11 protein-coding genes are annotated in these 12,692 nt (G+C 71.6%); 7 read left to right on the plus strand and 4 right to left on the minus strand.

The features are described 5' to 3' along the window. Positions 1–114 precede the first annotated feature (114 nt). Positions 115–789, minus strand: coding sequence for an SDR family oxidoreductase (locus ABT147_RS43230; protein ID WP_351417140.1), 675 nt, complete (start codon positions 787–789; stop codon positions 115–117). A 320-nt stretch (positions 790–1,109) separates the two neighbouring features. Between ABT147_RS43230 and ABT147_RS43235 the strand changes: the two genes are divergently transcribed. From ABT147_RS43235 to ABT147_RS43250, 4 genes are all read left to right on the plus strand, one after another. Next, positions 1,110–1,841 carry a DUF7873 family protein gene (locus ABT147_RS43235; protein WP_351417142.1) on the plus strand — a complete coding sequence of 244 codons (732 nt, stop codon included), beginning with the start codon at positions 1,110–1,112 and terminating at the stop codon, positions 1,839–1,841. Between the two features lie 652 nt (positions 1,842–2,493). Beyond that, positions 2,494–4,542: an FUSC family protein gene (locus ABT147_RS43240; RefSeq protein ID WP_351417159.1), complete on the plus strand. Its 2,049-nt coding sequence runs from the start codon at positions 2,494–2,496 to the stop codon at positions 4,540–4,542. Positions 4,543–4,708: 166 nt separating this feature from the next. After that, the gene (locus ABT147_RS43245; RefSeq protein WP_351417144.1) at positions 4,709–6,130 is read left to right on the plus strand and encodes an amidohydrolase; all 1,422 of its coding nucleotides are present in this window, start codon (positions 4,709–4,711) and stop codon (positions 6,128–6,130) included. Between the two features lie 322 nt (positions 6,131–6,452). Continuing rightward, positions 6,453–6,638 (plus strand): DUF8839 family protein, encoded by a 186-nt coding sequence (locus ABT147_RS43250; RefSeq protein WP_351417146.1) that lies wholly within the window; start codon positions 6,453–6,455, stop codon positions 6,636–6,638. 2 nt (positions 6,639–6,640) lie between these two features. Here the strand turns inward: ABT147_RS43250 and ABT147_RS43255 are convergent, their stop codons facing one another. The 3 genes from ABT147_RS43255 to ABT147_RS43265 all read right to left on the minus strand — a co-directional run bounded on the left by ABT147_RS43255 (position 6,641) and on the right by ABT147_RS43265 (position 10,074). Next, the gene (locus ABT147_RS43255; RefSeq protein WP_502983264.1) at positions 6,641–8,656 is read right to left on the minus strand and encodes an ABC transporter ATP-binding protein; all 2,016 of its coding nucleotides are present in this window, start codon (positions 8,654–8,656) and stop codon (positions 6,641–6,643) included. A gap of 312 nt (positions 8,657–8,968) precedes the next feature. Next, the gene (locus tag ABT147_RS43260) at positions 8,969–9,439 is read right to left on the minus strand and encodes a hypothetical protein (protein ID WP_351417148.1); all 471 of its coding nucleotides are present in this window, start codon (positions 9,437–9,439) and stop codon (positions 8,969–8,971) included. Further along, positions 9,430–10,074 carry an ATP-binding protein gene (locus ABT147_RS43265; RefSeq protein WP_502983265.1) on the minus strand — a complete coding sequence of 215 codons (645 nt, stop codon included), beginning with the start codon at positions 10,072–10,074 and terminating at the stop codon, positions 9,430–9,432. The genes ABT147_RS43260 and ABT147_RS43265 overlap by 10 nt, the downstream gene beginning before the upstream one ends. 458 nt (positions 10,075–10,532) lie before the next feature. Here ABT147_RS43265 and ABT147_RS43270 point away from each other — a divergent pair, with 458 nt between their 5' ends. The 3 genes from ABT147_RS43270 to ABT147_RS43280 all read left to right on the plus strand — a co-directional run bounded on the left by ABT147_RS43270 (position 10,533) and on the right by ABT147_RS43280 (position 12,582). Further along, the gene (locus tag ABT147_RS43270) at positions 10,533–11,393 is read left to right on the plus strand and encodes a Sco1979 family transcriptional regulator (RefSeq protein WP_351417152.1); all 861 of its coding nucleotides are present in this window, start codon (positions 10,533–10,535) and stop codon (positions 11,391–11,393) included. A gap of 9 nt (positions 11,394–11,402) precedes the next feature. Further along, positions 11,403–11,681: a DUF397 domain-containing protein gene (locus ABT147_RS43275; protein WP_351417153.1), complete on the plus strand. Its 279-nt coding sequence runs from the start codon at positions 11,403–11,405 to the stop codon at positions 11,679–11,681. An 85-nt stretch (positions 11,682–11,766) separates the two neighbouring features. Beyond that, complete coding sequence (locus ABT147_RS43280; RefSeq protein ID WP_502983266.1) at positions 11,767–12,582, plus strand: SAM-dependent methyltransferase; 816 nt, start codon at positions 11,767–11,769, stop codon at positions 12,580–12,582. Positions 12,583–12,692 lie beyond the last annotated feature (110 nt).

Here is a 12,692-nt window from a genome sequence, read left to right on the forward strand (position 1 = left end):
TCACTCTCTGTGACGACTCATTCATTGAAGCGCACGCCACTGACAATCGGCCGAGCCGAAGGGGGAGAAGGCCTCGGCCTGCTGGACCGGAGGGCGCGGACGTCCGCGGCCGGGTCAGTCGTCCGAGGTCACGACGGTGGGCTGGCCGGCGAGGATGCCGCCGTCCAGGACGAACTCGGCGCCCGTCGAGAACGTGGCGTCGGCGACGATGAAGAGCACCATGCGGGCGACCTCCTCCGGCTCGCCGAACCGGGGAATGGGCTGGCCGGAGGTGTAGGAGTCGCCGAAGCCGGCCGTCATCGGGGTGCGGATGGCGCCGGGGTGGACGGAGCAGACCCGGACCCCGTCGGGAGCCAGCTCCAGCGCGGCGGTCTTCGTCAGCCCGCGCAGCCCCCACTTGCCGGCCGCGTACGAGCCGATGCCCGCGTAGGAGGTCAGCCCGGCGAGGGAGGAGATGTTCACGATCACCCCGCCACCGGCCCGGCGCAGCGAGGGCGCCACCGCGCGCATGCCCAGCCACGGGCCCTGGAGGTTGACGTCGATGACCCTGCGGAACGACGCGAGGGACTGGTCCTCCATCGATCCCCACTCGGCGATCCCCGCGTTGTTCACCAGCACCGAGACCGGGCCCAGGTCCCGTTCCACCTCGGCCACCGCCCGCTGCCAGCCGTCCTCGCTGCTGACGTCCAGGTTCAGATAGCGCGCCCGGCCGCCGAGTTCCGCCGCCAGCTTCGCTCCTTCGGTGTCACGGATGTCGGCGACCACCACGTCGGCTCCCTCGGCCGGCACCCACCAACACCAGCATCGGCCGCGCCACGGCCGACCGCAGTCCGGACCACCCCGGCGGACGCACCCTTCCCGCCCCGAGCCCGGCCAGTCACGGCGCACCGGAACGCGCCGGAGCGCAGGCAATCGTGGGGGCTCACGGGGCACACGGCGCGCACATCCACTACCGGGGATCCGGACGTCGTCGAATGGGCAGTTGAGAGCAATTCCGTTCTGTCGGCGAACCGAGGCCGTATTCCTCATGCCGTTCCTCACGCCGTATTCCTGAGGCCTTGCGGAAAACCGTTCGAGGAGATCGCACTCCCGCTGTTACCGTCTCTCGCGTGGCGAAACTCAATCAGATCATCGCAGTGGAGAAGGGCGTCAAGGCCAAGTCGCATCAGGACCTGACGGCCGCTCATCATGGGCTGCAGAAGCCGGCGCTGCTGGCCGGAATCGCGCGTACCTATCAGCCCAAGGACGAGGAGGGCGAGCAACTGCCGCCCGAGTCGACCCGGGTGCAGGTGCAGGCGGAGGACGTGCTGCGGGAGACCGCGGGGATTCTCACGCGGCTGTTCGATGTGACCGCCACCAAGGACTGGGCCAACTGCACGGCGCGGGCGGACGTGAAGGTCGAGGGACGGGTGCTCGTCGCCGACGTCCCGGTGGCCTATCTGCTCTTCCTGGAGAAGCAGCTCGGGGAGATCAACACACTGGTGCGGAAGCTGCCCGTGCTCGACGCCTCCGAGGCGTGGACGCAGGACCCGTCCACCGACGCCTGGAAGACCGAGGCCGTACGGACCGTGCGGACGAAGAAGGTGCCGCGCAACCACGTGAAGGCCGAGGCGACCGACAAGCACCCCGCGCAGGTGGAGGTGTACTACGAGGACATTCCGGTCGGTTACTGGACCACCGTGAAGTTCTCCGGAGCCCTGCCCGCCCGGCGCGTGAACGAAGTCCTCGACCGCGTCGAGAAGTTGCAGCAGGCCGTGAAGTTCGCGCGGGAGGAAGCGAACGGCGTGGATGTCGTCGACCAGCGGGTCGGTGACGCCGTGTTCGGCTACCTGTTCGGATAGTTCGGGTAGTCTCATGGATTCCCCGGCCGGCCTTGACGCCGGACGGGGTGCGCGAGGAGCGCAAGCTGAAGCTGAGGCTTGTCGTGACGGAGCGGTCCGTACCCGCCCAGGAATTCAGGGACGGGCCGTGATCAATCTCAGACTATTGCTCCAGACTCAGTATTCGCCGCCGATCGTCGCAACGACCGGGCCCAGGCCCCGGGACGTCGAAGTGCTGGTTCAAGTCCAGCCCGCGCAGCTCGATGCGCGGTGGTCCAAAGGCAGGACGCGGCGACATGACGACTGACCTGGGTTCTCTACCGTGGCGGCGTGCCCAATGGGCGGCATAACAGGGCCCGGGGGCCGGCTACGCCCTCGGGCCCACCTTTTCCCATGGCCTGCGCGAGCTTTCCCACGGCCTGCGCGAGCGCACCGCGATTGCGTTCATAAAGAACATGGCATCTGCGGGAATCGTCACATCGCGGCAATACGAGCGTTCCATATCCTCCAGTTCGGGAACCTACGGTGGAGAGCACAAGCAACCCACGTGACTGATGCCGTCAGTCCGAACATGCCGTCCGCCGGCGCGCCGACCGCCGCCGCCGACACCCCCGACGCCCCGGCCACCGTCGCCCGAAGGCACACCCCGCCCTCACCCGACGACAGGAGCCCCGTGACCCGCCCCGCCGCCCTGACCCTTCCTCCCTGGCTCGCCCATGCCCTGCGTGCCCAACGGGGACCGGTGCCCTGGAACGCGGTGCTGCGAGGGGCGTTGGCCAGTGGACCGCTGCTGCTCGTGGCCGTGCTGCTGGGGCGGCCCTCCATCGGGGTCGTCGCCGCGCTCGGCGCCATGCTCGCCGGCATCAACGACCGGCCGGGCAGCCGACGCGTCGCCGTGCAGCGGCTCGGAGTGCCCGCGCTCGCCGGGGCCGTGGGACTGCTCGCCGGGACGTACACCGGCCAGTACGCCGGCGCCGTCGTCCTCACCCTGATGCTCACCGCGCTCGGACTGCTCGCCGGCGGTATGAGCGCGGTCGGGCCCGTCTCGTCCGGAGCGGGCACGCAACTGCTGGTCGCCGCCGCCATCGGGGCCGGGATGCCGTTGCCGGAACCGGGCTGGCAGCGGGCGCTCGCCTACCTCGTCGGCGCCGGATGGCTGCTCGTCCTGCGCCTCGCCCTGCCCACGCCCGCGGTCCTCACCGCCGGTGACTACCGCTTCGACGGGGAGCGGGACGCCGTCGCCGCCGTCTACGACGCGATCGCGGCGTTGCTGGACGCCGTCGGCACCCCGGACGCGACCACCCGGCGGGCCGCGCTGACCGCCGCCCTCGACCATGCCCAGGACGCGCTCGCCGGACCCCGGCTGCGCCGCTACGCCAGCTCGTCGTCCGAACGTCGGCTGCACGCCCAGTACGCCGCCGCGCTGCCCCTCGCCGAGGCGGCCACCGCGCTCGCCTGGGCCGGGGACGCCGTCGTCGGCCGCGCCTCCGAAGGACCCCGCAGGCTCGCCGCCGCCGTGCGCGGCAACACCGCCACCGGCCCGCTGCCCGCGCCCTCCCGCTCCGCGCCCGCGCTGCGCGCCCTGGACGACGCGCTCCTGCGCGCCGCCGAGGCCTTCGACCGCGGCGGCGACCCCCACGACCTGCACACCCGCCGCCGTACCCTCGGATCGCTCGTACGGCTCGGCCTCGGCTCCGGCGGACGCGAGTACGGGCTGCGGGTCGCCCTGTCCTTCGGGGCCAGCGCGGCCGTGGCACAGGTGCTGCACCACGAGCACTGGTACTGGCTGCCCGCGACCGCCGTCTTCCTGGTCAAGCCCGACCTGGGGCCGCTGGTGTCCCGGGTGCTGTGCCGGGCCGCGGGAACCGTGCTCGGCGCGGTGCTCTTCGCCGGGTTCGCCGCCGTACTGCCCCGGCCGGAAGGGCTCATCGCGCTCGTCGCGGTCAGCGGGGCACTGATACCCGTCGCCACCAGGCACTTCGCCGCTCAGACCGCCGTCGTCACCCTCCTGGTCCTCGCCCTCGTCATGGTCGGCGGCGACCCCCAGGCCTCCTGGAGCCGTATCGCCGAAACACTCCTGGCCTGCGCCATCGTCCTGATCGTCGGCCATCTGCCGATGCCGAAGGGACAGCGCGGAGGGGGCGTACGCGCCCGGCTCACCGAAGCGGGGGCGGCGGCGCACGCCTACCTCGCGCACGTCCTCGACGAGTCGCGCGCGCCGGGCGCAGGCGTCGGCTCCGGCGCTGGCTCCGGCGCTGGTTCCGGCTCCGGCTATGGCTCCGGAGTGAGCGGGACGTCTCCGTCGAGCGGTGCGTCCCCGTCGAGCGGTGCGTCCACCGCCAACGGCGTCACCGTGTCCGTCGGGGCCGCCCTGCCGGGCGAGGCCGACGAGCGGGCCGCCCGCTGGACCCTGCGCCGCGAGGCCTACCGCACGCTCGCCCAGGCCCGCGCCGCGATCACCCTCTCCGGCGCCGAACTGCCGTCCCTGGCCCGGCACACCGAGGGCACCGACGAGGTCGCCGCCATCCTCGAACGGCTGGTCGACACCACCACCGCCTGCGCCGTGCACCTCGACGACACCGGGCGGCTCAGCCGCCACCACACCGAACGGCTCACCGACCTCCTCGACGAACTCGCCCGACACCAGAGGCACGCGGGCATCAGCCTCCCCGACGCCCCGGACGTGGCCGACCTGTCGCCGAGGCAGGGCCTGAGCGCGTGAGCCCGCGTCGTGAGCCCGCGCGGTGAGCCCCGCGCGGTGAGCCCGCGCACCGGTCCGGTCGTGCGCGGCCCACGCGACCGGATCCCCACCGCCCCACCCACGCACCCACCCACCGGATGCCCGATTCCCGCCCCTCCCGGGCACGCCCCAGCCGTACCGTGACGACATGACGACGCCTCCGTCCCCATCCCCCTCCTCCCCTTCCTCCGGCTCCTCCTCGACCTCGTCGCCGGCTCCCGCCGACCTCGTCATCACCGGCTGCACCGCCCTCGTCCACGACGAGCACGAGGGGATCGCCTTCGTCGAGGACGCCGCGATCGTCGTACGGGAGGGGGTGATCGCGAGCATCGGGCCCGCGGAGGAGACCGCCCCCGTGGCCACCGCCGAACGGATCGACGCGCGCGGCCAGGTCGCGATGCCGGGGCTGATCAACTGCCATACGCACGCCCCGATGGTGGCGCTGCGCGGCCTCGCCGAGGACATGCCGGCGGAGGAGTGGTTCAACGACGTCATCTGGCCCGTCGAGTCCAACCTGACGGCGAAGGACGTGGAGTTGGGGGCCCGGCTGGCCTGCGCGGAGATGATCCGGGCCGGGGTGACCTGCTTCGCCGACCACTACTTCTCGATGGACACGGTCGCCGCCGTGGTCGAGGAGACCGGGATGCGCGCGCACCTGGGCGAGGCCTTCTTCTCCTCGCAGGGACCCCAAGGCCGGGAGAGATCCCTGGAGTTCGCGCTACGGCACCGGGGCACGGCCGGCGGTCGTATCACCACCACGCTCGCCCCGCACGCCCCCTACACCGTCGAGGACGCCGACCTCGCCGTGACCGCCGAACTCGCCCGCGAGCACGGCCTCCCCGTCCATCTGCACGCCTCGGAGAGCCGCGACCAGACCGACAACAGCCTCGCCCGGCACGGCGTCACGCCCATCGAGGTCCTGGAACGCACCGGGCTGCTCGGCGTCGACGCGGGCGTGCTCATCGCGCACGGCACCGGCATCGTCGAGCGAGACCTGCCGGTCCTGGAGCGGGCGACCGGGCCGGTGGCCGTCGCCACCGCACCGCGCGGCTATCTCAAGTTCGCCTGGCCCACGACCCCGGTACGCGCCCTGCGCCGCATCGGCGTCCCCGTCGGGCTCGCCACGGACGGGGCCGCCTCCAACAACTCCCTCGACGTATGGGAGGCCATGGCCCTCACCGCGCTGGTGCAGAAGTCCACCGAGGGCGACCCGCGTTGGCTGACCTCCCGCCAGGCCCTGCACCACGCCACCCTGCAGAGCGCCCGGGCCGTCGGACTGGGGGAGCGGATCGGCAGCCTCGCCCCCGGCCGGCGCGCCGACATCGTCCTCGTCGACCTCACCGGCCCGCACACCCAGCCGGTGCACGACCTCGCCGCCACCCTCGTGCACAGCGCCCGCTCCGCCGACGTACGCACCACGATCGTCGACGGCCGTGTCCTCATGCGCGACCGCGAACTGCTCACCGTCGACGTGCCCGCGACCGTACAGGAACTGACGGGCCGCCTGGCCGCACTCACCGACCGCGGCCACGGCGGCCGCATCCAGGACTACGACAAGCCGCCCGAGTGACCGCTCCGGGCATTTTCCGACCGGGTCGCGCATGGGACGGACGGTTCCCTGGTACTCGTCGTACGGGCGCGAGGCCCGGAGGGGCAGGGCCTGGCGGGGCTCGGGACCACGAGGAGTGACAAATAGTGCAAGCGTCGGCACGTGGAGTCACCGGAATGTGTGGTTTCTGAGAGGTACCTCACGCTCCGCCGTTGACCTCGTGTCAACTACGTCTCAGTACCGTCACTTCGCGAGCCGTTCACCCCATGGTTGGCGTTTAAATCTACAAGCTGCCCAGCCACGGGTTCCGGGCCACGGGTACAGCGCGACATGGAGGTGCAGGGTGAACGGGCGAACGGTGCTGGGGCGCTTCCCCGCCGGTGGGCCGCGCGGCTCGTGGCCGGCGGAGGAACTGGCGCAGGCGGCCCGCCTCGAAGGGCAGCAGGCCGAGGTCGTGATGGACATCGCGACCGACATGTTCCTGGTCATCGTGCGCGGCGCCGACACCGCCGCCACCGCGTCGGCCTGACCTCACCCCGCCTTCGGGGCCGGTACCTTCGCCGCCGGGGCCTGCCCCGCCGGCACCTTCGCCGCGGGTGCCTTCGCGGTGAACTGCTCGGCCTGGAGCGCGTACAGCTCCGCGTACACCCCGCCGGTGGCCAGCAGCTCGTCCGGGGTGCCGGACTCCACAAGACGGCCCTGGTCGAGGACGTGCACGAGGTCGGCGTGCCGGACCGACGCCAGCCGGTGGGTGATCAGGACGACCGTCTGACCGGTGCCCGCCAGGGCGCGGATCTTCTCGAAGACCTCCAGCTCGGCGCGGGCGTCCAGGGCCGCCGTCGGCTCGTCCACGATCAGGATGCGCCCGCGCCGGTACGCGGCCCGCGCGATCCCCAGGCGCTGCCACTGCCCGCCCGACAGCTCGTGCCCACCGCTGAAGCCCCTGCCCAGAAGCGTGTCGAGGCCGCGCGGCAGGTCGTCCATCACGTCCTGCGCCCCGGCCTGCGCGATGGACGTGGCGAGCCGCTCCTCCGTCAGCGGCGCCGAGGGCCGGCCGATCGCCATGTTCACGCGGGCCGTGAAGGGCCATCGCTTGAAGTCCTGCGCGACCATCGCGATGCGCTCGGCGAGCTGTCGCCGGTCGGCGCCCGCCGCGTCCACGCCGTCCCACATGATCTTGCCCTGGTCGGGTGCGTACAGCCCGGCCAGCAGCTTGACCAGGGTCGTCTTGCCCGAACCGTTCTCGCCGACGAGCGCCACGATCTTGCCCAGCGGCACGGTCAGGGTGACATCGCTGAGCGCGGGCCGGGTCGCCTTGCCCGGGTAGGTGAAGGTCACGTTCTCCACCCGGATCTCCCGGGTGTCCTCGGGCAGCGGATCACCGCCCTCCGGGATCGCGCGCTTGGCGGCCTCCACGTACAGGCGCTGCATGTCGCCCACGAAGAGCGCCTCCTCGTGCAGGGAGTTCACTTCCAGGACCAGCGTGTCGAGGCTCGCCGACCCCGTGCGGATCGCGATGACCGCCGTACCGGCCACGGACAGCGCCATGGCGCCGGCGAGCAGCAGACCGCCCAGCGTCGCGTACGTCGACACGGTGGCCAGCCCCGTCCACACGGCCGCGTACAGGCCCGTACGGGCCGCGAGGCGGGCCAGGCGGGCCTGCTCGGCCTCCGCGGTCTCCGACATGGAGCGGAAGTGGCGCAGCAGGAACGGGCCGACGCCGTGCACCCGGATCTCCGGGGCCGCCTCCGGCTCGATCAGCAGGGAGCCGATCAGATAGCCCGCGCGCTCGTGCTGCACCCAGGCGTGGAAGGACGTGTAGCGGCGCCGGGCGATCGTCAGGGCGCTCCAGGCGCTCGGCAGGGTCATCGTGACGAGCAGCGGGAGGAGCGCCGGGTGCAGCACGGTCAGCACACCGGCCGCCGCGACCAGCGAGATCAGCGCGTTCACGACGCGCGCCGAGTAGCTGATCATCCGGCGGGCCGACTGGGCGCCGTACTTCGCGGTGTCCAGCAGCTTGTGGAAGCCGTCGTCCTCGATCGCGGACAGCTCCACGGCCGCCGCCCGCTCCAGATACAGCTCGGTCGCGACGCGCTCCACCTTCGGCTCCAGCCGGCCCGTGGCGTAGGTCGACGCGGCCCTCAGCAGGGTGGACACCAGCATCACGGCGGCGATGGTGACGAGCGCGGGGGCGGCTCCCCGTAGCCGCTCCTCGACCGTGCCGTCCGCCATCAGCCGGCCCAGGACGCTGTTCACCGCGAGCAGGCTCACCGCCTGGGCGAGGCCGCGGCCCGTCTCGGCCGCCAGTACGGTCCGCGCGGCCCACCGGTCCGCCTGCCAGGCCAGCCGGAAGCTCGACGCGAGCAGCGACGGCAGCCGCCGCACCATCGCGCGGAAGTTCAGCTCCAGAAACGCGTTGGCATGCTGCGACCAGCCCATGTCGTACCGCAGCGGCCCCCCGAACAGCAGCAGCTCCGACTCCGACGTCTCGGGCTTGCGCTCCGACTCCGACGTCTCCGGCTTGCCTCCGTCACGTGCCTTCCCCACCCACGGCCTCCCGAGTCGTCGCCGACAGGCCACTATTCCGGCGCCCCTCGCCTCCGACCAGGGCGCACACCGACGACAACCCTGGCTCCCCGTTGCACGCGGGGCGCGAAGAGACAGGAGGAAGTACGCGGGGGCGCGACAGGGAGGTGAAGGAAGGGCCGAAGGCACCTTCCTTCACCCCCAGGGGCGCGGGGAACTGCGCGACAAGCCCCCACACACCCGCACTCGCGACCGAACGGGGACGCCCCCGAACCAGGCGGGCACGCGGGGGCGCAGCCCCTGCCGAGAACGCCCCCCCCAACCGGCGGAGCTCTACGCGGTCATCGTCCGAGACCAGGACGGCGTGGTCCCCGTGGCGCGGCACAGCGCCAGATACAGCGGTATCGGCGGGGTGTAGGGAATGGCCCCCTCCGGTCTGAGGATCAGCCCGGGAACGTCCGCACCGTCGCAGATCAGCGCTCCGGTGGTGTAGCGCACCGGCGCCGGCCACTCCAGGGCGTAGTCGGAGTCGGCCGGTACGAGCCACCACCAGTGCGCCCGGTCGGCGTAGACGCAGCCCACACGGGGCAGCCGGGGCAGGACCATCGGCCCGAGGCGGGCCGGCGCGGCCACCGCGTCGCAGCCCATGGGCGCGGTCATGCCGTCGGGCAGGGGGATGGGGCGGGGCGTCGCCGCGGGACGCTGGGCGCGGCGCAGTCGGGTCAGGGTGTCGAGGCTCACCACGCGCGCCACTCTGCCCCCACCGGGGGGCCCAGCGGGACCGATCGACGCGCTCACACCCATTCGGCCCCCGTCCGCCGTTCGACTTCCGGCCGGATCTCGACTTCCGTACGACATTCCGCACCCGCGTGGCGCCCGGCCGCGGCGCGGCCGTCGGGAGCCCAGCGGGTCTCGATCCCCGACAGACGGAACGCCTCCGCCTCGCCGTCACGACCGTCGGTGGGCGGCTTCTTCGCACCCCAGCCCAGATCGGACCGGGCCGCCGTGTCCGTACGCCGGCCCGAGCCCGTACTGCCGCCCGCCGCGGCGCCTGTGGTCATTTCCGCGCCTGTGGTCATTTCCGTGACCGTCTCGGGCGTGAGCGTGCCGGTGAGCAGTCCACGGGGCACGTCCGCCCACACCAGGAGCCCCAGGCCGACCGGCTGGGCGCCCCAGGAGCGGCACAGGGACTCTATGAGGAGCAGTCCTCTCCCGTGTTCCTCCTCGGGCCGCTGCGGCGAGGGGTGCGGCTCACCGGGGGCGCAGCCCTCGTCCCGTACCGCTATGCGCACCAGCTCGTCGCCGTCGTGCAGCTCGCAGACGATCTGGGTGCTCGCGGTGTGCACGATCGCGTTGGTCACCAGCTCGGACACGACCAGCGCGGCCGTGTCGCAGGTGTCCTCGCAGAGGGCCCAGCCGGTGAGCTGGGTACGGGTCACACGCCGGGCCTGGGCCACGGCACCCGGGTGCGCGGCAAGCTCGAATCGAAACCGGCGCTCGGCGATTGTCTCGGGGCGCGCCCCGGCGGCCGGACCGGGACCGACACGGTCTCCGGCGGCGTCTGTTCCTAACGGCGCAGGGGGCGGAATCACGCTTGCCACTATCGCCCCGCCGTGAACACTTGGCAAGTGTCACTCTGAAAATTGCAGAGTGCCGTATGACTCTCTGAACGGTCATGGCACACTGCACGCAACAGCACGTGTAGCGGCGCCAGTTGGAAATCCCTCGCACAACGTTCGTATGCACACACAGTGTTCGTTTGTGTACACGAAACCTGTGTGGTGAGTGAGGCCTCCGAACGGCGCCGCCGGGCTGTCGGGACCGGTCATACCGGGAATCGACGCAGGTCGGCGCAGTTCGGCGCAGGTTCGGAGAAGTCGGAGAAGAGAGGGGCGAGATGAGCGAGCCGCGGTCCGCGCCGACGGTCGGCCAGGTCGTTCTCGGTCGGCGTCTGCTGGATCTGCGTGAGCGCGCGGGCATCCGGCGCGAGGACGCCGGGCGCATCCTGCACGTCGCCGCCGCCACGGTCCGCCGTATGGAGATGGCCGAGGTCGCCCTCAAGATTCCGTACCTCCAGCTCCTGCTGAAGGCGTACGGGGTCGGCGACGAGGAGGCCGAGACCTTCGTCCGGCTCGCCGAGGAGGCCAACAAACCCGGCTGGTGGCAGCGCTACCACGACATCCTGCCGGGCTGGTTCTCCATGTACGTCAGCCTGGAGGGCGCGGCCGGCCTGATCCGCAGCTACGACCCCCATTTCGTCCCCGGACTGCTGCAGACCGAGGACTATGTGCGCTCCGTCATGACCTCGGGCGCCATCGGCCAGACCAAGCCCGAGGACATCGAGCGCCATGTCGCCCTGCGCATGCAACGGCAGGAACTGCTCACCCGTGAGGGTGCGCCCCGGTTGTGGTTCGTGATGGACGAGACCGCCCTGCGCCGCTCCGTCGGGGGACCGGCGGTCATGCGCGCCCAGATCGACCGACTGCTGGAGGTCATGGAGCTGGCCCATGTGACGCTCCAGGTCGCCACGTTCGACACAGGACCGCACCCCGGCACGTACGGGCCGTTCGTCCTGTTCCGTTTCGCCATGTCCGAACTCCCGGACATGGTCTACAGCGAGTACCTGACCGGCGCCGTCTACCTGGACGACCGCTCCGAGGTGGCGACCCACCTCGAGGTCATGGACCGCATGGCGGCGCAGGCCGCCACGGCACAACGCACGAAGGGGATCCTCCGGGATCTCCGCAAGGAGCTCTGAAGACACCGAATGGAACTCATTAAGGCGCAGTCGCGCACGCGCACGCAGTCGCACCCACGCGTCTACAACGGCATGCCCGCCAGGGAACTGGGCAGCGAGGGCTGGCACAAGCCCTGGAGCGGAGGCAACGGCGGCAACTGCCTGGAGGCCATGAAGCTCGCCGACGGCCGGATCGCCGTACGGCAGTCCACCGACCCCGACGGACCGGCGCTGATCTACACCCCCGACGAGATGAACGCCTTCATCCAGGGCGCCAAGGCGGGGGTGGCCGACTTCCTCCTCTCCTGAGGCTTGTTGTGCACTCCCTGTTGTTCAGTCAATCTCCCTATGTTGGCCCTGAGTTGATCAGTCACTGCCGCAGATATTCATTCTTATGGAGTTCGTCATGAGCGGGCGTCCCCCCGTCGAGATCGACACGAGCAGACCTCATCCCGCACGGATGTACGACTGGTACCTCGGCGGCAAGGACAATTACCCCGTCGACGAGGCCATGGGCAAGCAGATGTTGGCCCTCGACCCCCGGGTGCCGGTGATGGCGCGGGTCAACCGTGCCTTCATGCACCGCACCACCCGCTGGCTGGCCGAGAACGGCGTACGACAGTTCCTCGACGTCGGCACCGGCATCCCGACCGAGCCGAACCTGCACCAGATCGCCCAGGGCGTCGCCCCCGAGTCGGGCGTCGTCTACTGCGACAACGACCCCATCGTGCTGGCCCACGCGGCGGCCCTGCTGCGCGGTACGCCGGAGGGGCGCACGGAGTACCTGCAGGCCGACGTGCGCGACCCGCACGCCGTCATGGAGGGCGCCAGGAAGGTCCTGGACTTCAGCCGGCCCGTCGCGCTCTCGCTGATCGCGCTGCTGCACTTCGTCTCCGACGAGGACGGCGCGCACGCCTTGGTCCAGTGGCTGATGTCCGAACTGCCCTCCGGCAGCTATCTGATCGTCACCCACGCCACCGCCGACTTCACCCCGGAGGAGTCGAAGGCGGCCACGGAGAAGCTCAAGGCCGCGGGCGTCACCCTGGCCCTGCGCTCCCGCGAGGAGTTCGCACGCTTCTTCGGCGGCCTCGAACTGGTCGACCCCGGCGTCGAGGTGCCCCACCACTGGCACCCCGAACTCGGCGAGCCCGTCCCCGGCCAGGACGACGGCGTCATCCCCGGGTACGGGGCGGTGGCGCGCAAGCCGTAGGGCTTCATGGGCCGACATGCGAGTGAGCGGCGCGGGCACCCCTGGGCGCTCGGCCACGGTCTCGGCGAACCGGTGGACGAGGCGCACGCTTCCGTCGGCCTCTCGCTGAA

This window comes from Streptomyces sp. NPDC001868 (assembly GCF_040297125.1).
Lineage (GTDB): Bacteria > Actinomycetota > Actinomycetes > Streptomycetales > Streptomycetaceae > Streptomyces.

Coding starts and splice junctions, on each gene's coding strand:
- ABT147_RS43245 (WP_351417144.1), top strand. CDS start 4,709: ATGACGACGCCTCCGTCCCCATCCCCCTCCTCCCCTTCCTCCGGCTCC.
- ABT147_RS43260 (WP_351417148.1), bottom strand. CDS start 9,439: ATGGGTGTGAGCGCGTCGATCGGTCCCGCTGGGCCCCCCGGTGGGGGC.
- ABT147_RS43270 (WP_351417152.1), top strand. CDS start 10,533: ATGAGCGAGCCGCGGTCCGCGCCGACGGTCGGCCAGGTCGTTCTCGGT.
- ABT147_RS43275 (WP_351417153.1), top strand. CDS start 11,403: ATGGAACTCATTAAGGCGCAGTCGCGCACGCGCACGCAGTCGCACCCA.
- ABT147_RS43280 (WP_502983266.1), top strand. CDS start 11,767: ATGGAGTTCGTCATGAGCGGGCGTCCCCCCGTCGAGATCGACACGAGC.